This window comes from Streptomyces violascens, assembly GCF_014649955.1.
Lineage (GTDB): Bacteria > Actinomycetota > Actinomycetes > Streptomycetales > Streptomycetaceae > Streptomyces > Streptomyces violascens.
Genome location: NZ_BMUA01000038.1, coordinates 37,733 through 57,048 on the forward strand (window position 1 = coordinate 37,733; position 19,316 = coordinate 57,048).

General features: G+C 69.4%; 16 protein-coding genes. 12 read left to right on the top strand and 4 right to left on the bottom strand.

From position 1 onward, the window contains the following. Window positions 1–50: 50 nt before the first annotated feature. The 3 genes from IE206_RS38315 to IE206_RS38325 all read left to right on the top strand — a co-directional run bounded on the left by IE206_RS38315 (window position 51) and on the right by IE206_RS38325 (window position 2,084). Complete coding sequence (locus tag IE206_RS38315; RefSeq protein WP_226599802.1) at window positions 51–1,238, top strand: S8 family serine peptidase; 1,188 nt, start codon at window positions 51–53, stop codon at window positions 1,236–1,238. Window positions 1,239–1,344: 106 nt separating this feature from the next. After that, the gene (locus IE206_RS38320) at window positions 1,345–1,710 is read left to right on the top strand and encodes a WXG100 family type VII secretion target (protein WP_189970712.1); all 366 of its coding nucleotides are present in this window, start codon (window positions 1,345–1,347) and stop codon (window positions 1,708–1,710) included. Between the two features lie 71 nt (window positions 1,711–1,781). Beyond that, complete coding sequence (locus tag IE206_RS38325; protein WP_189970713.1) at window positions 1,782–2,084, top strand: WXG100 family type VII secretion target; 303 nt, start codon at window positions 1,782–1,784, stop codon at window positions 2,082–2,084. A gap of 75 nt (window positions 2,085–2,159) precedes the next feature. On the opposite strand, the gene IE206_RS38330 is transcribed toward IE206_RS38325, so the two are convergent. After that, window positions 2,160–2,456: a DUF397 domain-containing protein gene (locus tag IE206_RS38330; protein ID WP_189970715.1), complete on the bottom strand. Its 297-nt coding sequence runs from the start codon at window positions 2,454–2,456 to the stop codon at window positions 2,160–2,162. Between the two features lie 184 nt (window positions 2,457–2,640). Next, window positions 2,641–6,606 (bottom strand): type VII secretion protein EccCa, encoded by a 3,966-nt coding sequence (eccCa, locus tag IE206_RS38335; protein ID WP_189970717.1) that lies wholly within the window; start codon window positions 6,604–6,606, stop codon window positions 2,641–2,643. Window positions 6,607–6,854: 248 nt separating this feature from the next. On the opposite strand from eccCa, the gene eccD reads away from it, so the two are divergent. The 6 genes from eccD to IE206_RS38365 all read left to right on the top strand — a co-directional run bounded on the left by eccD (window position 6,855) and on the right by IE206_RS38365 (window position 13,992). Beyond that, window positions 6,855–8,354 (top strand): type VII secretion integral membrane protein EccD, encoded by a 1,500-nt coding sequence (gene eccD / locus IE206_RS38340; protein WP_189970718.1) that lies wholly within the window; start codon window positions 6,855–6,857, stop codon window positions 8,352–8,354. A 192-nt stretch (window positions 8,355–8,546) separates the two neighbouring features. After that, the gene (gene rpsO / locus IE206_RS38345) at window positions 8,547–8,837 is read left to right on the top strand and encodes a 30S ribosomal protein S15 (protein WP_053728973.1); all 291 of its coding nucleotides are present in this window, start codon (window positions 8,547–8,549) and stop codon (window positions 8,835–8,837) included. Between the two features lie 317 nt (window positions 8,838–9,154). Continuing rightward, window positions 9,155–11,374 carry a polyribonucleotide nucleotidyltransferase gene (locus IE206_RS38350; protein WP_189970736.1) on the top strand — a complete coding sequence of 740 codons (2,220 nt, stop codon included), beginning with the start codon at window positions 9,155–9,157 and terminating at the stop codon, window positions 11,372–11,374. Beyond that, complete coding sequence (locus IE206_RS38355; protein ID WP_189970721.1) at window positions 11,371–12,750, top strand: M16 family metallopeptidase; 1,380 nt, start codon at window positions 11,371–11,373, stop codon at window positions 12,748–12,750. The genes IE206_RS38350 and IE206_RS38355 overlap by 4 nt, the downstream gene beginning before the upstream one ends. Before the next feature lie 19 nt (window positions 12,751–12,769). Continuing rightward, window positions 12,770–13,522 (top strand): 4-hydroxy-tetrahydrodipicolinate reductase, encoded by a 753-nt coding sequence (gene dapB / locus IE206_RS38360; RefSeq protein ID WP_189970723.1) that lies wholly within the window; start codon window positions 12,770–12,772, stop codon window positions 13,520–13,522. Between the two features lie 17 nt (window positions 13,523–13,539). After that, window positions 13,540–13,992 carry a tetratricopeptide repeat protein gene (locus IE206_RS38365; protein WP_189970725.1) on the top strand — a complete coding sequence of 151 codons (453 nt, stop codon included), beginning with the start codon at window positions 13,540–13,542 and terminating at the stop codon, window positions 13,990–13,992. A gap of 20 nt (window positions 13,993–14,012) precedes the next feature. Here the strand turns inward: IE206_RS38365 and IE206_RS38370 are convergent, their stop codons facing one another. Both IE206_RS38370 and IE206_RS38375 read right to left on the bottom strand, forming a co-directional pair. Continuing rightward, complete coding sequence (locus IE206_RS38370; protein ID WP_189970727.1) at window positions 14,013–14,573, bottom strand: SCO5741 family PH domain-containing membrane protein; 561 nt, start codon at window positions 14,571–14,573, stop codon at window positions 14,013–14,015. A gap of 116 nt (window positions 14,574–14,689) precedes the next feature. Beyond that, the gene (locus IE206_RS38375; RefSeq protein ID WP_053728979.1) at window positions 14,690–14,929 is read right to left on the bottom strand and encodes a hypothetical protein; all 240 of its coding nucleotides are present in this window, start codon (window positions 14,927–14,929) and stop codon (window positions 14,690–14,692) included. A 200-nt stretch (window positions 14,930–15,129) separates the two neighbouring features. Here IE206_RS38375 and thyX point away from each other — a divergent pair, with 200 nt between their 5' ends. From thyX to IE206_RS38390, 3 genes are all read left to right on the top strand, one after another. Further along, complete coding sequence (gene thyX, locus IE206_RS38380) at window positions 15,130–15,870, top strand: FAD-dependent thymidylate synthase (protein ID WP_189970729.1); 741 nt, start codon at window positions 15,130–15,132, stop codon at window positions 15,868–15,870. A gap of 211 nt (window positions 15,871–16,081) precedes the next feature. Further along, complete coding sequence (gene dapA, locus IE206_RS38385) at window positions 16,082–16,981, top strand: 4-hydroxy-tetrahydrodipicolinate synthase (protein ID WP_189970731.1); 900 nt, start codon at window positions 16,082–16,084, stop codon at window positions 16,979–16,981. 127 nt (window positions 16,982–17,108) lie between these two features. Then, the gene (locus IE206_RS38390) at window positions 17,109–18,794 is read left to right on the top strand and encodes a ribonuclease J (RefSeq protein WP_189970733.1); all 1,686 of its coding nucleotides are present in this window, start codon (window positions 17,109–17,111) and stop codon (window positions 18,792–18,794) included. Window positions 18,795–19,316 lie beyond the last annotated feature (522 nt).

Consider the following 19,316-nt stretch of genomic DNA (forward strand, 5'->3'; position numbering starts at 1 on the left):
AGCAGTGCAGCCCGACGTTTGGGGTGCGTGCTGGAAGACGGGCGGCTTCTGTGAGCGCAGCACTCGCTGCCTGGGCTGTCGCGTCTGCGGGATTGGCTCCCCACGCCATCGCTGATGACGCCCCGCTCAAGCAGTGGTACCTGGACGCCATGCACGCCGAAGACCTGTGGAAGGTCAGTACCGGCGTGGGCATCAAAGTCGCCGTTGTGGATACCGGCGTCAATGCGGACACCCCTTCCCTGAAGGGGCAGGTGCTCAGTCAGGAAGTCCCGGCAGCCGCTGCATACGGGGCAACCAAGGACTATGACGGTCACGGTACGACAATGGCGGAGATGATCGCCGGAACCGGTCGGGGCGGAGGGATTAAAGGGTTGGCTCCGGGGGCTAAGGTCATCCCTCTGAGGATTACCCTGAGCACCTTGAAGGATCCTGCGGAGTTGAAGCTGACGAAACTTCCAGCAGAGGCAATTCGGGCAGCTGCAGATTCAGGCGCCAAGATCATCAACATGTCTTTCGCGGCACATACGAAAGATCCAGGTCTGGAGGACGCCGTTAAGTATGCGGTGTCAAAAGGTAAGTTGATGTTTGCTGGAACTGGCAACGACGGCGAGGAGGACAATGGCCTGCTCGAATTTCCTGCCGCGTTGCCCGGTGTCGTAGGCGTTGCGGCTGCGGATGCCAAGGGAGCTGTTGGAAAGTTCTCCCACTCAGGCGACTCTGTTGATCTGGCAGCGCCAGGCCTGAATGTTTCACGATGGTGCAACGCCGAGTTTCAGGCCTACTGCACTGCCGACGGCACCAGCGCCGCCTCCGCAATCGCCTCCGCCTCAGCCGCCCTGATCTGGTCCGCCCACCCCACCTGGACCGCCGACCAGGTGCTCCGCACGATGATCGATACCGCCGGGCGGTCCTGGGACAAGAACACGCCCAGCAAATACCTCGGCTACGGCCTGATCCGGCCCCGGCTCGTTCTGGAGAAGGCCGACATCAACCCCGGCCCCGCCGACGTCGACCCGCTTGCGCAGGAGAACGGGGGGAGCAGCGCGCCCCCAGCCACCCCCGCCGCGCCCAGCTCCTCGCCGCCCGCGAAGGGCGACGCGGCAGCCAAGGGCGAAGACACGGGCGGCGGCAAGGATGGCGGAAGTACGCCATGGGTCGTCGGCGGCGTCCTCGCCGGGCTCGTCGTGATCGGGGGCGGCGCGTTCGCCGTGCTCAGGACGCGGCGCCGCGGCGTCTGAGCGCGGGGCGCCGGCACTGGCACACCTCGGCGCTCGGCCGACGTACGGCCAGTTGCACTCAGCCATCCGCACCACCACATTCACCACCACGAAGGGAAGGCCTGGCATGACTCAGGACCAGCGGGTAACAGACAGCGAGATGATCAAGCTGGAGGGCGAGATCCTCCGCCGGTTCGACTCGGTGAAGGGCCAGCTCAATCAGCTTCAGAACGTGATCAACAGCCTCGAAGGGGCCTGGGAAGGCATCGGCGCCCACGCGTTCGACCGGAAGCAGACCCACATCAACAACGGGATGGTCCACATCGGGGGGCTGCTCCTGGACTTCCTGGAGGCGATGAAGGCGACCCGCACCATCAAGGGCAACACCGACGAAGAGGTCCGCAAGGCCCTCATGGGCATCGACGTCGTGGACGGCTACAGCGGTGACGCGGGGGCCACGAACGCGATCACCTCGAACCTCAGCACGTACTAGTCGCGCCGGGTTCGCACGCATCGCGGCGTCAGCCCACAACCACCGTATTCATCACAGAGATTGGGGAAGCCATGCCCGACAACAGCGGCGATGTCCTCGGAGTCCACTACGGCAGCCTGGACCAGGCGGCCGAGGCCATCAGGCACCAGGCCGGCAAGCTTCGGCAGGACCTCGATGACATCAATGCCCTGGTCAAGAGGGCCGCCCAGAACTGGTCGGGCCAGGCCCACGAGGCGTTCGCCACCAAGCAGCGGGACTGGGACAAGACCGCCGAGGGCATCCATACCTCCCTGACGCAGATCGCCAACGCCGTAGCCGAAGCCGGCCCGACCTACCGCGCCGGCGACCACAAGGCGGCCGGCTACTTCCAGTAGGGAGTGCCGGGACACGGCGAACGGGGTGGGCACGCGCGGGAGGTGCCCACCCCGTTCTGTGTCCGCGAATGGTGACTACGGCGCCTCAAGGCCGCCGTTGCGCACCGACGGCTCCAGGTCGAACTCCCCGTCCCGTGCGCCCAGTACGAACGCCTGCCACTCCGCCTCGGTGTAGCGCAGCACCGTCCCGGGGTCCACGGAGGACCGCATCGCCACGGCGCCGGCCGGCAGATAGGCGATCTCGACGCGCTCCTCGTCCTCGGACGTGCCCGGGGCGCTGTGCCACTCGACCCCCGAGATGTCGAGGGCGTACAGCTCGTTCTTCTCGCGCTCCTTGCGCTCCTGGAGTTCCCTGTCCTGTTCCTCGGTCATGACGGAGCGATTCCTTCCAGACGTGCCGACCCGGACGTGCCAAGCGCAGCCATACGTACACCAACCAGCTGTCGGCTCAGCCTACTTGGCACCGCCCGACGTGCAGGGTGACCGAGGAGGATTCACGGGTACGGGGGAGGGGGCGCCCGATTTCCTCGCGGGCGCTCCCTCCCGCCACGCGGCCCTACTCCATCAAGCCGGTCTGCACCAGCGGCTTCCCCCGCTTGCGGGAGACGAACGTGCCGCGGCCCGTCGGCATCGGGCGGGGGCGGACGCCCGCCAGGATGTCGCCCTCTCCCGGGTCGCCGGCCAGGACCACGCCCTGGGCGCCCAGTTCCTTCATGCGCTGGATGAAGGGCTCGTACGAGGCCCGGCCCGCGCCTGCCGTGGAGCGGGCGATGATGAAGCGGACGCCCACGTCGCGGGCGAAGGGCAGGAGCTCGGTCAGTTTGCCGAGGGGATTGCCGCTCGACGTCGACACCAGGTCGTAGTCGTCGACCACCACGTACACCGTGGGGCCGCGCCACCAGCTGCGGTCGCGCAGCTGCTGCGCGGTCACGTCCGCGCTGGGTGCGCGGCGCTGCATCAGGTCGGCCAGCGCGTCCATGTGGTGGTCCATGGCGTTGGACATGGGGATGTACTCGGCCAGGTGGGACGGCGGGGTCACATCCAGCAGGGCGCGCCTGTTGTCCACCACGAACAGCTTGCAGACGTCACCCTCGTACCGCTGCGTGAGCTGGGTGATCAGGAGGCGCAGCAGGTTCGACTTGCCGGACTCGCCCTCGCCGAAGATGAGGAAGAACGGGTCCTGCTCGAAGTCGACGAACACCGGCTCCAGGTTGTTCTCGTCCAGCGCGAAGGCGATGCCGCGGTCGGGTGAGGCGTAGCCCGGCGGGAGCTGGGACGCCGGGAGTTCGCGCGGCAACAGGCGTACCGCCGGCGCTCCCGGGGCCGTCCAGTGACGGGAGACCTCCGTGGCCAGGGCGGCCGTCGCCTCGGCGAGGTCGGTGTCGGACTGGAGGCCGTCGATGCGCGGCACGGCCGCCATGAAGTGCTGCTTCTGCGGCGACTGGCCGCGGCCGGGCACGCCGACGGGGACGTTGGCGGCGACCTTGCGGTCGAACTCCGAGTCCATGGTGTCGCCGAGCCGCAGCTCCAGGCGGTTCATGAGGTGGTCCTTGAGGTTGGCCCGGACCTCCATCGAGCGTGACGCGGTCAGCACCAGGTGGATGCCGTAGCCGAGGCCGCGCGCCGCGATGTCCAGGACGGCCGGCTCCAGACCCTCGTACTCGGTACGGAAGTTGCCCCAGCCGTCGATGACGAGGAACACGTCGCCCCACGGCTGGTCGGCGACCGAGATGGTGCCGCGGGCCCGGCGGGCCCGGAAGTCGGCGATCGAGGCGATGCCGGCCGAGCGGAAGTACTCCTCGCGGCGGGTCAGCACGCCGTACACCTCGGCGACCGTACGGCGCACGCGCTCGGGGTCCAGGCGCGAGGCGACGCCGCCGACGTGCGGCAGACCGGAGACCGCGGCCATGCCGCCACCGCCGAAGTCGAGCCCGTAGAACTGGACTTCCTGCGGGGTGTGGGTGAGCGCGAACGACGCGACCAGGGTGCGCACCAGCGTCGACTTGCCGGACTGCGGGCCGCCCAGGATCTGCAGATGGCCGCCCGCGCCGGAGAAGTCGCACCACAGCGGATCGCGGCGCTGCTCGTACGGCTTGTCGACAAGACCGAGCGGCACCACAAGCCGCCCCGCGCCCTCGTAGCCGGGTTGTGTGAGCCCGCGGCCCTGCACCGGCGCGAGGCCGGGCAGCAGCGAGTCGAGCGCCGGCGGGCTGTCGAGCGGCGGCAGCCACACCTGGTGGGCGGCCGGGCCGCGCGCTTCGAGGCGGCGCACGATGACGTCGAGCACCGTGTCGGCGAGCGCGTCGTCGGTGCGCGGGCCGGTCTCGGCGCGCGGGCCCGGCACGGTCTGCGGGGCGTACGTCACCGGCACTTCGGCCGCGGTGAACAGCACCGGCCGGCGGTCGACGGGCACCGGGCCGCCGAGCGCGGCCGACCGGTCGGCGCCCGTGCGGTACACGCCGGAGACGTACGCCGCCTTGAAGCGGGTCATCTCGTCGGTGCCGAACTTGAGGTAGCCGGAGCCCGGGACGCTCGGCAGGTGGTAGGCGTCGGGGACGCCGAGGGCCGCGCGCGACTCGGCGGCGGAGAAGGTGCGCAGACCGATCCGGTAGGAGAGGTAGGTCTCCAGACCGCGCAGCCGGCCCTCCTCCAGACGCTGCGAGGCGAGCAGCAGATGCACGCCGAGGGACCGGCCGATGCGGCCGATCTGCACGAACATCTCGATGAAGTCCGGCTTGGCGGTGAGCAGTTCGCTGAACTCGTCGATGACCAGGACGAGCGAGGGCACGGGCTGGAGCGGGGCGCCGGCGAGGCGGGCCCGCTCGTAGTCGTGGATGTTGGCGTAGTTGCCCGCGTCGCGCAGCATTTCCTGGCGACGGTTGAGTTCGCCGCGGATCGAGTCGCCCATGCGGTCGACCAGGGTGAGATCGTCGGCCAGGTTGGTGATGACGGCCGCGACGTGCGGCATCTGCGCCATACCGGCGAAGGTCGCGCCACCCTTGAAGTCGGCGAGGACGAAGTTCAGGGTCTCGGAGGAGTGGGTCACGGCGAGGCCGAGGACCAGGGTGCGAAGGAGCTCCGACTTGCCGGACCCGGTCGCGCCGACGCACAGGCCGTGCGGACCCATGCCGTCCTGCGCGGCCTCCTTCAGGTCGAGCATGACGGGCCGGCCGTCCTCGCCCACACCGATCGGCACCCGCAGGCGTTCGGAGGCGGAACGGGGCCGCCAGGTGCGGGCGGTGTCCACCGAGTCCGCGTCGCCGAGGCTCAGCAGGTCGGTGAACTCCAGGTTGGCGAGCAGCGGTTCGTCGTCATCGCCCCCGGAGGCCATGCGCAGCGGGGCGAGCTGACGGGCCAGCGCGTCGGCGGACTCATAGGAGAGGAGGTCGGGCGTGCCCTCGTACACGAGGCCGTGGCCCGACTCCAGGCGCAGCGTCCGCGGATGCACGACGACCGCCAAGTCGCCCCGTGCGCCGGTCAGTTCACCCGGGACGACCTCGACGACCGTGACGCCCTGGAGGCCCTCGGCGGAGGCGAGCACCGACATCGGGGGCGGCGAAACCCCGTCGAGCACGATGACGATGTGCGGCTCCTCCGGCAGCGGCGCGCCCTCCGGGTGGAAGCGGGGGCGGCCGGTGAGGCGGGCGGCAAGCAGTTCTTCGAGTTCGGCCGCGCTGCGGCTGATCAGGCGCCGGCTGCCCGCGCCGTCACTGAGGCCGGGGGCCTGGGTGTGCGGCAGCCACTTCGTCCACTCCCAGTGCGCCGAGGCGGACGGGGACGCGGCGACCGCGATCACCAGGTCCTCGGGGGAGTGCAGGGAGGCGAGCGAGGCGGTCAGGGCGCGGGCCGAAGCGCGTACCGTCTGCGGTTCCCCACTGACCGTCATGTGGTAGAAGGCGCGCAGCGAGACCGCCATCGGCAGGTCCTCCACCGTCTGGTGGGTGGCCAGAAATCGCTGCATGGCGCCCGCGGTCAGCGGCTCCAGCTGGTCGACCGGCGCGGTCTGCGGAGGCACCAGCGGGGTGGCGAGGGCCTGTGGGCCGAGCCCGATGCGCACCTGCCCGAAGTCCTCGTCCCCCGCCCGGCGTTCCCACACCCGGCTGCCCTCGGCGACCAGCGCCCACAGCTGCTCGGGGGAGGGGTGCAGGTAGTACTGCGCATCGCGCTGCTTGCGCGCGGCCTCGGCTGCCGAGCGCCGGGTCTGGCCGAGATAGCGCAGGTAGTCACGGCGCAGGTCCGCCAACTGGCCCTGGGAACCCTTGCGGTAACGCACGATCATCGCCACCGACATGGCCACCGTCGAGGCGACCATCACCATGCCCATGATCTTCATGAACGGCTGCGAATTCGGCATGAAGAAGAACACCACGGAGCCGCCCATGCCCAGCATGGGCAGGAGTTGCATCAGCGCACCCTCCTGCTGTCCGCGTGGCAGCTCAGGCGGTGGCTGGAGAGCGACCTCCTCCGTGGGCACCTCGGACGGCAGAGCCCGTGGTGGGCGCTTGACAATGATTTGGCTCACAACGCACCAATTCTCTTGGCGGTCGAAGAAGTTCAGCCCGCCGCCCCCTGTCCGGCGAACGCCGACCGCGGTGGGATCCTACTGACATCCGATGTGATCGGCTGGCGATAGGGTGCCGTCTGTTCGCGTAAGCACCCGCGAACAGAGCGAAGAAAACCGGGCAATTGACGCGACGGGCGGACGGCCCGGCACCGGGCGACCAGGCACCGCGAGCGCAACCAGTGAAGCCAGCCAAGGGGGAGCCGAGGGTGAGCACGACGACCACCGCGACGACGGCCGCCGAGCCGAACCGGCCCGGCCAGACAACCGGGGCGGGCCTCGGCTTCTGCCGGGTGACGATCGTCGCGCCGGACGGCCGCATCGACGTGGCGCTGCCCGACGACATCCCGGTCGCCGACATCTACCCCGAGATCCTGCGGCTCTCCCAGCAGAGCCCCGAGGAGGGCGCCCCGGTCGGCTACTCGCTGGTGCGCCGCGACGGCACCGTCCTCGACAGCGCCCGCTCGTTCGCCGCCCAGTCGATCCTCGACGGCGAGCTGCTCACCCTGCGCCCCTTCTCCGAGTCGCTGCCCCCCGCCGTCTTCGACGACGTGTCCGAGGCCGTCGCCTCCGCGGTCACCCAGGACCGCACCCTGTGGAACACCGAGCTGACCAGCGCCGCAGGCCTCATCGGCGGCGGCGTGCTGCCCGCGCTGCTCGCCTTCGCGGCCTGGACCGGCGACCCGCGCCACGACATGCACGGCCTGCCCGGCATCCTCGCCGCCGTCGCCGGTGTGCTCCTGCTCACCCTCGCGGCCGTACGCGCCCGGATCTACGACGACCAGCCCTCCGCCGTCGCCCTCGGCCTCGGCTCGCTGCCCAACATCGCGGTGGCCGGCTCCGGGCTGCTCCCGCTCGCCGCCCACCACGGCACCGGCCGGCTCCAGATGCTGCTCGCCTGTGCCGCCGTCCTGATCGCCTCCCTGGTGCTCACCCTGCTCTCGCCCCGCGGCGACGGGCCCTTCGTCGCCTTCGTGCTCGCCTCCGCAGTGGGCGCGCTCGTCGTGTTCGTCTCGATCCTGACCGGCATGACGCCCACCGAGACCGCAGCGGTCTGCACCCAGCTCGCCGTCGGCGCGCTCGCCTTCCTGCCCGGCCTTTCCATGCGCTTCGCCCGGCTGCCCATCGGCTTCGACGCGCCGCACTCCTCCCAGCGCGACCTCGGCGAGGACGTGGACCCGCAGCCCGTCGACGCCGAGCGCATCGCCGCCCAGGCCCGGCGCGGCCACGAACTGCTCGTCGGTCTCGTCGGCGGCTGCGCCCTGCTCGCCGTCGCGGGCTCCGCGGTGCTCGGCTTCACCGACAACCACTGGGGCCGCCTGCTCGCCCTGGCCACCGGCGTCGCCCTGCTGATGCGCGCCCACCTCTTCCGCTACACCGCCCAGGTCGCCGCCACCCTGACCGCCGGTCTCGGCGCGCTCGTTCTGCTCGGCCTCGGCCTGTGCATCCACGCGCCGCGCGGCCTGATGGCGGACGCCCTCAAGGGCGACACCGCGGCCCTGGACATCCGCACCCTGTGGCTGGTCGCCGCGATCGCCGCCGCCGGCGCGCTGGTCACCGCCATCGCGCTGATCGTGCCGAACCGGGGCGTCACCCCGTTCTGGGGCCGCTTCCTGGAGATCGCCGAGGGATTCGTCCTGCTCACGCTGCTGCCGCTGACCCTGGCCGTCTTCGACGTGTACGCCCGGGCCCGCGCCCTGACCAGCTGAGGCCGCCCCCGCTCACCGCGGGTCAACCGCCACCCGGGGTACTGGTACGCTGTGTGACGGCCGTTTGTGTACGCGTTTCCGGAGCATCTGGAAGCTGCGCTCATCGGACCTTCGCCTCCGAGTCACGGAAGCTCCCCAGAGATCAAGACCTGGGGCACTCGTGGGCGCATCGAACAATACTGAGGAGTAAGCGTGCCGCTCGACGCCGCTACGAAGAAGCAGATCATGTCCGAGTTCGGTCAGAAGGAGGGCGACACCGGCTCCCCCGAGGTCCAGGTCGCCATGCTCTCGCGCCGCATCTCGGACCTGACGGAGCACCTCAAGACGCACAAGCACGACCACCACTCCCGCCGTGGTCTGCTGATCCTCGTCGGCCAGCGCCGCCGCCTTCTGCAGTACCTGGCCAAGAAGGACATCCAGCGCTTCCGTACGCTGGTCGACCGCCTGGGCATCCGCCGCGGTGCGGCCGGCGGCGCCAAGTAAGCATGCTGTCGAGGGAGCGGTTCCCACCTATTAGGGGGCCGCTCCCTTTGCTGTACATGCGAGACGTACCGAACGCTCAGTAGTCTGGTACGCACAACAGAACAAGCTTCACCGAAGACGCTTCACCGCGACGAGCGAACAGAAGCCCTCCTCCCCGCCGCCGGTCCTCGGTAGTGGCCCCCGGAACGCAAGGAAGACCGGGTGCTTCGATCGAAGACCGGCCCGCCCTCAGGAGCGCTTCTCCGCCGTCACCCCACCGTCCCCGCGCCACACGGGCCCGGGGGCGAAAAGACGACAAGCAAATGGAGAAAACGCTAGTGGAGAACGAGACCCACTACGCCGAGGCCGTCATCGACAACGGCTCCTTCGGCACCCGCACCATCCGCTTCGAGACGGGCCGCCTGGCCAAGCAGGCCGCCGGCTCCGCCGTGGCGTACCTGGACGACGACACGATGGTCCTCTCGGCCACGTCCGCGTCCAAGAACCCCAAGGACCAGCTCGACTTCTTCCCCCTCACGGTGGACGTCGAGGAGCGGATGTACGCGGCCGGCAAGATCCCCGGCTCCTTCTTCCGCCGCGAGGGCCGGCCCTCCGAGGACGCGATCCTCACCTGCCGCCTCATCGACCGCCCGCTGCGCCCGTCCTTCAAGAAGGGCCTGCGCAACGAGATCCAGGTCGTCGCGACGATCATGGCGCTCAACCCCGACCACCTGTACGACGTCGTCGCGATCAACGCCGCGTCCGCGTCCACCCAGCTGGCCGGCCTGCCCTTCTCCGGCCCGATCGGCGGCGTCCGCGTCGCGCTGATCAACGGCCAGTGGGTCGCGTTCCCGACGCACACCGAGCTCGAGGACGCCGTCTTCGACATGGTGGTCGCCGGCCGCGTCCTGGAGGACGGCGACGTCGCGATCATGATGGTCGAGGCCGAGGCCACCGAGAAGACCATCCAGCTGGTCAAGGGCGGCGCCGAGGCGCCGACCGAGGAGATCGTCGCCTCCGGTCTGGACGCCGCGAAGCCCTTCATCAAGGTGCTCTGCAAGGCCCAGTCCGACCTGGCCGCCAAGGCTGCCAAGCCGACCGGCGAGTTCCCGATCTTCCTCGACTACCAGGACGACGTCCTGGAGGCGCTCACCGCCGCCGTCAAGGGCGAGCTCGCCCAGGCGCTGACGATCGCCGGCAAGCAGGACCGCGAGGCCGAGCTGGACCGCGTCAAGGGTCTGGCCGCCGAGAAGCTCCTCCCGCAGTTCGAGGGCCGCGAGAAGGAGATCTCCGCCGCGTACCGCGCGCTGACCAAGAAGCTGGTCCGCGAGCGCGTCATCACGGACAAGGTCCGCATCGACGGCCGTGGCATCACGGACATCCGTACGCTGGCCGCCGAGGTCGAGGCCATCCCGCGCGTGCACGGCTCGGCGCTGTTCGAGCGTGGCGAGACCCAGATCCTGGGCGTCACCACCCTCAACATGCTCCGCATGGAGCAGCAGCTGGACACCCTTTCCCCGGTGACCCGCAAGCGCTACATGCACAACTACAACTTCCCGCCGTACTCGGTCGGCGAGACCGGCCGCGTGGGCTCGCCCAAGCGCCGCGAGATCGGCCACGGTGCGCTCGCCGAGCGCGCCATCGTGCCGGTCCTGCCGACGCGCGAGGAGTTCCCCTACGCGATCCGTCAGGTGTCCGAGGCCCTCGGCTCCAACGGCTCGACGTCCATGGGCTCGGTCTGCGCCTCCACCATGTCGCTCCTGAACGCCGGTGTGCCGCTCAAGGCTCCCGTCGCCGGTATCGCCATGGGTCTGATCTCCCAGGAGATCGACGGCAAGACGCACTACGTCGCCCTCACCGACATCCTCGGTGCCGAGGACGCGTTCGGCGACATGGACTTCAAGGTCGCCGGTACGAAGGAGTTCGTCACCGCGCTCCAGCTCGACACCAAGCTCGACGGCATCCCGGCCTCCGTCCTGGCCGCCGCCCTCAAGCAGGCCCGCGACGCCCGCCTCCACATCCTCGACGTGATGATGGAAGCGATCGACACGCCGGACGAGATGTCCCCCAACGCCCCGCGGATCATCACCGTCAAGATCCCCGTGGACAAGATCGGTGAGGTCATCGGCCCCAAGGGCAAGATGATCAACCAGATCCAGGAGGACACCGGCGCCGAGATCACGATCGAGGACGACGGCACCATCTACATCGGTGCCGCCGACGGCCCGGCCGCCGAGGCCGCCCGCGCCACGATCAACGGCATCGCCAACCCGACCATGCCGGAGGTCGGCGAGCGCTACCTGGGTACGGTCGTCAAGACCACCACCTTCGGTGCCTTCGTCTCCCTGCTGCCGGGCAAGGACGGGCTGCTGCACATCTCGCAGATCCGCAAGCTCGCCGGTGGCAAGCGGGTGGAGAACGTCGAGGACGTCCTGGCCGTGGGCTCCAAGGTCCAGGTCGAGATCGCCGAGATCGACTCCCGCGGCAAGCTCTCCCTGATCCCCGTGGTCGAGGGCGAAGGCGCCGACGACGCCGAGAAGGACGACGCTGCCAAGTGACGTCCCGTAGTTCCGCGACGACGGCCCGCCCCTCTTCGGAGGGGCGGGCCGTCGCCCGTACCCAAACGCTTCTGAAGGGTCACAACGGCATCGGCACGGTCCGCCGTACGACCCTCCCCGGCGGCCTCAGGGTCGTCACCGAAACCCTTCCCTCCGTACGGTCCGCGACCTTCGGCATCTGGGTCCAGGTGGGTTCGCGCGACGAGACGCCGACACTGAACGGCGCGACGCACTACCTGGAGCACCTCCTCTTCAAGGGCACCAAGAAGCGCAGTGCCCTCGACATCTCCTCCGCGCTCGACGCGGTCGGCGGGGAGATGAACGCCTTCACGGCGAAGGAGTACACCTGCTACTACGCGCGGGTGCTCGACACCGATCTGCCGCTGGCGATCGACGTCGTGTGCGACATGCTGACGGACTCGCTGATCCTCGCCGAGGACGTCGACGCCGAGCGCGGCGTGATCCTCGAAGAGATCGCGATGACCGAGGACGACCCGGGCGACTGCGTGCACGACCTGTTCGCGCACACCATGCTCGGCGACACCCCCCTCGGCCGCCCGGTCCTGGGCACCGTGGACACGATCAACGCCCTGACGCAGCCGCAGATCTCGCGCTTCTACAAGAAGCACTACGACCCGCGCCACCTGGTCGTCGCGGCCGCGGGCAATGTGGATCACGCCACCGTAGTACGCCAGGTCCGCAAGGCCTTCGAGAAGGCCGGCGCGCTGTCCCGCACGGACGCCGTCCCCCTCACCCCGCGCAGCGGATCCCGCACCCTGAAGGCCGCCGGCCGGATGGAACTGCTGAACCGCCGCACGGAACAGGCCCATGTCGTCCTCGGCATGCCGGGCCTGGCCCGTACCGACGAGCGCCGCTGGGCGCTCGGCGTCCTGAACACGGCACTGGGCGGCGGAATGTCGTCCCGGCTGTTCCAGGAGGTCCGCGAGAAGCGGGGCCTCGCCTACAGCGTGTACTCGTACACCTCGGGCTTCGCCGACTGCGGCCTGTTCGGTGTCTACGCGGGCTGCCGCCCGAGCCAGGTCCACGACGTCCTCAAGATCTGCCGGGACGAACTGGACCGGGTCGCGGGCGAGGGCCTCTCGGACGACGAGATCGGCCGCGCGGTGGGCCAGCTCTCCGGTTCCACGGTTCTGGGCCTGGAGGACACCGGCGCGCTGATGAACCGCATCGGCAAGAGCGAGCTGTGCTGGGGCGAGCAGATGTCGGTCGACGACATGCTGACCCGGATAGCCGAGGTCACCCCGGACGACGTCCGTGAGGTGGCACGTGATGTCCTGGGGCAGCGTCCCTCGCTGTCCGTCATCGGCCCGCTGAAGGACAAGCAGGCCGACCGCCTCCACGAAGCGGTCTCGTAACCCCTAAGGAATCAAGCGAATGAGCAAGCTGCGCGTGGCGGTCCTCGGCGCCAAGGGCCGGATCGGCTCCGAAGCGGTACGAGCCGTGGAAGCCGCCGAGGACATGGAGCTGGTCGCGGCCCTGGGCCGCGGCGACAAGCTGGAGACGCTCGCCGAGACGGGCGCCCAGGTAGCGGTCGAACTGACCACCCCCGCCTCGGTGATGGACAACCTGGAGTTCTGTGTACGCCACGGAATCCACGCCGTCGTCGGCACCACGGGCTGGACCGAGGACCGCCTCGCGCAGCTGAACGGCTGGCTCTCCGCATCGCCGGAGACCGGCGTGCTCATCGCCCCGAACTTCTCCATCGGCGCCGTCCTGACCATGAAGTTCGCGCAGCTCGCGGCCCCGTACTTCGAGTCGGTCGAGGTCGTCGAGCTGCACCACCCCAACAAGGTCGACGCCCCTTCCGGCACCGCGACCCGCACCGCCCAGCTGATCGCGGCGGCCCGCGCCGAGGCCGGGGTCGGCCCCGCGCCGGACGCCACGACCACCGCCCTGGAAGGCGCCCGCGGCGCCGACGTGGACGGCATCCCGGTGCACGCCGTCCGGCTGCGCGGCCTCCTGGCCCACCAGGAAGTGCTGCTCGGCGCGGAGGGCGAGACCCTGACCGTGCGCCACGACTCCCTGCACCACAGCAGCTTCATGCCGGGCATCCTGCTCGGCGCCCGCCGCGTGGTGACCACTCCGGGCCTCACCTTCGGCCTGGAACACTTCCTCGACCTCAACTGAGCGGCACCGTCGGCCTCATGCGCGCAAAAATCACCTATCTCGTCACGGCCGCCGTCCTGGTCTTCTACTTCGTCCTGGCCGGCAGCCGCGGCGTGCTCCTCCTCGAACAGGGCACCTGGATCACCGTCACCATGGGCGTGGCCGTGCTGATCCTGCCGTTGATCGGCATCTGGTTCCTATGGGCGAACACCCGCTTCGTGACCAGGGCCAACAAGCTTGCGGCCGAGCTGGACGCCGAAGGCGGTCTGCCCGTCGACGAGTTGGTCCGCGGCGCGGGCGGCCGCATCGACCGCGACTCGGCCGACGCCGTCTTCGCCCGCCGCAAGGAGGAGACGGAGGACGCGCCGGACGACTGGCGCTGCTGGTTCCGCCTCGCCATCGCGTACCAGGACGCCCGTGACACCCCGCGGGCCCGCAAGGCGATGCAGCGCGCGATCGCCCTGCACGAGAACAAGCCCGCCGGGGTCTAGCCCGGCGGGGGCGCCGCAGCTCAGCCGCGGCGGTACTCGTCGCCCCAGGCCTCCACCAGATCGGCGGCCCGGTCGAAGGCCTCGCCGCGCCCCAGGAAGTCCGCGTTGTGGTCGGTGAGCAGCGCGGGCAGCGCCTGGCCGCCCTGCGGGTCGGCGATCAGCGCCTGCCCCTGGACGGTCCGCGGCAGCCCGAGCCAGCGCACCGGCTGCTGCGCCTTCCGTACGCCCCGGATCCGCGGCCACGCCACGGTGGTGGTGGTGAAGAAGGCGACCCGGCGCAGCCCGGCCCGGCTGACCCAGACGCCGACCCGCAGCAGCCGCAGCGACGAGGCGATCACGAGTACGGCGATGAACAGGACGACGAGCGCGCCCGTCGGTTCCCCGGCAGCGGCGATGATCACGGCGGCAAGCAGCACGAACGAGGCGAGAAGCAGCAGCACGGCCGCGGCCCCGACCCGCCACGGGCCCGGCCGGTAGGGCCGCCGCCAGCGGTCGTGGTCGTCGAAGGGCAGCGCGACCTCGTCGGAGAACTCACCGGATGCGTCGATGGCGCGGTCGGCCGTCAGGAAGGGCAGGGGCACGACTGATCCTCACTCACAAGCACGCTCGATTGGGCTGTGCGGGGTGAGGCTACCCAGCAGGTCACCGCGCGGCCACATCCGGGGGTCCGGACGCGCGTCGCCGCGTTGTGCGCGGATCAGCGGCCGTTGGAGGCCTCGGACTGCTGGCTGTGCGCGGGGGACTGGGGGCTCTCCATGGCGGGCAGCCCGAAGAGCAGCGCGCCGGTGAGCCCGGCTATGACGGTGAGCCCGACCAGCGTCCGCCCGACGAGCTGACCTGCGCTCGCACGCTCGCGAGGCGGCGGCTCGACATTGCTGCGGTAGCGGTCGGCCTCGGCGACGAAGGCGAACGGAACGGGCTCACGCCGGCGGAACATGGGGGCACATCTCCTGGGAAACTCGAGGGGCTGTCGAACTGATTGCTGCTTACTGGTACAGACGCACAGCCGTGCCGATTGGTGCCCGAATTCCCCGAATTGGCCGAAGAATATGGTGACGACCCGTCAGAGACGGAGTTGTCAGTGCCGGGCCGTAGAGTGGGCGCCGCCCGAGCGACGCAATTTGGAAGGACCCGCCGGTGACCGACACCCCCGCCCCAGACCTCAAGCCCAGCTTCCGCAGCGACGTCACCGTCGAGCTCGTGAAGCACTCGGCGTCCGACTCGGACGTGCTGTGGGCAGCCCGCGTCTCCACGGCGGGCGAGCAGTCCCTCGAGGAGCTCCAGAAGGACCCCGAGCGCTCCAAGGGCCTGATCAACTACCTGATGCGGGATCGGCACGGCAGCCCCTTCGAGCACAACTCGATGACCTTCTTCATCAGCGCCCCGATCTTCGTCTTCCGCGAGTTCATGCGGCACCGCGTGGGCTGGTCGTACAACGAGGAGTCGGGCCGGTACAGGGAGCTCCAGCCGGTCTTCTACGTCCCGGGCGCCGAGCGCAAGCTGGTCCAGCAGGGCCGCCCCGGCAAGTACGAGTTCGTCGACGGTTCGGCGGAGCAGCAGGAGCTGACCTCCCGCGTCATGGAGGACTCCTACCGCCGCTCCTACGAGGCGTACCAGGAGATGCTGGCGGCCGGCGTGGCCCGTGAAGTCGCCCGTGCCACGCTCCCGGTCGGCCTGTTCTCCTCGATGTACGCGACGTGCAACGCACGTTCGCTGATGCACTTCCTCGGCCTGCGCACTCAGCACGAGCTGGCGAAGGTCCCGTCCTTCCCGCAGCGGGAGATCGAGATGGTCGGCGAGAAGATGGAAGAGGAGTGGGCCCGCCTGATGCCCCTCACCTACGCGGCCTTCAACACCAACGGCAGGGTGGCCCCGTAACCGCGCCGACCGGCCGAGCTTCGCGCCCATACCGGCACAGATGTGCGGATAGGCCCCGCAAAGCGTCCGTATTGCGGCGTTTCGTGAAGTTCATCTAGGCTGATCAAACGGACCCGGCACTGCTTGAACCCCCGAGCAGGCAGTGCCGGGCTCCTCAGCCACCGGCCCCCGAGGGGGCACCCGGCGCTGAGCAGCGAGTAGCGTGTTACCCATGGCTCCGATCTCCACTCCGCAGACCCCCTTCGGGCGGGTCCTCACCGCCATGATCACGCCCTTCACGGCGGACGGCGCACTCGACCTCGACGGCGCCCAGCGACTGGCGGCCCATCTGGTCGACGCAGGCAACGACGGACTGATCGTCAACGGCACCACCGGCGAGTCCCCGACCACCAGCGACGCGGAGAAAGACCAGCTCGTACGGGCCGTACTGGAGGCCGTCGGAGACCGTGCCCACGTCGTGGCCGGAATCGGCACCAACGACACGCGCCACACCCTCGAACTCGCCCGTACGGCCGAACGCTCCGGCGCACACGGCCTGCTCGCCGTCACGCCGTACTACAACAAGCCCCCACAAGAGGGCCTGTTCCGGCACTTCTCGGCCATCGCCGACGCCACCGAACTCCCGGTGATGCTGTACGACATCCCCGGCCGCAGCGGCGTCCCGATCGACACCGAGACCCTCGTCCGGCTCGCCGAGCATCCCCGGATCGTCGCCAACAAGGACGCCAAGGGCGACCTCGGCCGCGCCAGCTGGGCCATCGCCCGCTCCGGCCTCGCCTGGTACTCCGGCGACGACATGCTCAACCTGCCGCTGCTCTCCGTCGGCGCCTGCGGCTTCGTCTCCGTGGTCGGCCACCTCGTCACCCCCGAGCTGCGCGCCCTCCTGGAGGCCTACCTCGCGGGCGAGGTGCGCAAGGCCACCGAGATCCACCAGCAGCTGCTCCCCGTCTACACGGGCATGTTCCGCACCCAGGGCGTCATCACCACCAAGGCGGCCCTGGCCCTCCAGGGCCTCCCCGCCGGGCCGCTGCGCCTGCCCCTGGTCGAGCTCACGCCGGAAGAATCCAGCCAGCTGGCGCTCGATCTGGCAGCCGGTGGGGTACAGCTCTAACCACAGACTTCACAACTGAATACGCGCCGGACAAACGCGCGAAAACCCATACACAACAGCAAGTGCACGAATGACATACGCGCCACGTGCCCTACAGGTACGTGGCGCGTGTGGTGAGGAGAGTCTTTTGAGTCATCCGCATCCTGAACTCGGCACCCCGCCGAAGCTTCCCAAGAACGGCCTGCGCGTCACACCGCTCGGCGGTCTCGGCGAAATCGGCCGGAACATGACCGTCTTCGAGTTCGGCGGCCGCCTGCTCATCGTCGACTGCGGCGTCCTCTTCCCCGAGGAGGAGCAGCCCGGCATCGACCTGATCCTGCCGGACTTCAGCTCGATCCGGGACCGCCTCGACGACATCGAGGGCATCGTCCTGACGCACGGCCACGAGGACCACATCGGCGGCGTGCCCTACCTGCTTCGCGAGAAGCCGGACATCCCGCTGATCGGCTCCAAGCTGACCCTCGCCCTGATCGAGGCCAAGCTCCAGGAGCACCGCATCCGCCCGTACACGCTGGAGGTCGCCGAGGGCGACCGCGAGCGCCTGGGCCCCTTCGACTGCGAGTTCGTCGCGGTCAACCACTCCATCCCGGACGCCCTGGCGGTCGCCATCCGCACCCCCGCGGGCATGGCGGTCGCCACCGGCGACTTCAAGATGGACCAGCTTCCGCTGGACGGCCGCCTCACCGACCTGCACGCCTTCGCCCGGCTGAGCGAGGAGGGCATCGACCTCCTCCTCTCCGACTCGACGAACGCCGAGGTCCCCGGGTTCGTGCCGCCGGAGCGGGACATCTCCAACGTCCTGCGCAACGTCTTCGCGAACGCCGACAAGCGCATCATCGTGGCCAGCTTCGCCAGCCATGTGCACCGCATCCAGCAGATCCTGGACGCGGCCCACGAGTACGGCCGCCGGGTCGCCTTCGTCGGCCGCTCCATGGTCCGCAACATGGGCATCGCGCGAGACCTCGGCTACCTGAAGGTCCCGGCCGGCCTCGTCGTCGACGTGAAGACGCTGGACGACCTGCCGGACGACGAGGTCGTACTGGTCTGCACGGGTTCGCAGGGCGAGCCGATGGCCGCGCTGTCCCGCATGGCCAACCGCGACCACCAGATCCGGATCGTCCAGGGCGACACCGTGATCCTCGCGTCGTCGCTCATCCCGGGCAACGAGAACGCGGTCTACCGCGTCATCAACGGCCTGACCCGCTGGGGCGCCAACGTCGTCCACAAGGGCAACGCCAAGGTGCACGTCTCGGGCCACGCCTCGGCCGGCGAGCTGTTGTACTTCTACAACATCTGCAAGCCGAAGAACCTGATGCCGGTCCACGGCGAATGGCGCCACCTGCGGGCGAACGCGGAGCTCGGAGCGCTCACCGGCGTCCCGAAGAACCACATCGTCATCGCCGAGGACGGCGTGGTCGTCGACCTGGTCGACGGCACCGCGCGCATCGTCGGCAAGGTCCAGGCGGGTTACGTCTACGTGGACGGCCTCTCGGTCGGCGACGTGACGGAGTCCTCCCTGAAGGACCGCCGCATTCTCGGTGACGAGGGCATCATCTCGGTGTACGTGGTGGTGGACTCCAGCAGCGGCAAGATCACCAGCGGCCCGCACATCCAGGCGCGCGGTTCCGGCATCGACGACTCGGCGTTCACTCCGGTGGTGTCGAAGATCGAGGAAGCACTGAACCGGTCCGCCCAGGACGGCGTCGTCGAGCCGCACCAGCTCCAGCAGCTGATCCGCCGTTCGGTCGGCAAGTGGGTCTCGGACACCTACCGCAGGCGTCCGATGATCCTTCCCGTGGTCGTCGAGGTCTGACGACCCCAGGACGTACACCCGGAGCGGGGCGCCTCGATTTGCATCGGGGCGCCCCGCTCCAGTAGGTTTACGTCTCCGCCTGAGGGGAACCCGGCACACTCGTGTGCCACACGGGAGACCCGATCGGGTCGGGAATCCGGCTTCAGAATCTCTGATAAAGTCGGGTCACGCCGAAAGGGAAACGCGAAAGCGAAAACCTCAAAGCAACCCCAATTCCGACGGGGAATCGGACACGAAAGAGTCTGATAGAGTCGGGAACACGAAATACTGAAGGGAAGCGCCCGGAGGAAAGCCCGAGAGGGTGAGTACGAAGGAAGCGTCCGTTCCTTGAGAACTCAACAGCGTGCCAAAAGTCAACGCCAGATTGACAACCCTGTCTCCACTTCGGTGGGACGAGGTTCCTTTGAAAAGTCCTGCCGGTCCTTGTGACGGGTAGGCAACAACACAGCGAGGACGCTGTGGATGGGCCGCCTTATTCCGGTGGTTCCGTCCCGCTCTTACGTGTGTGTGGACCCGATTACG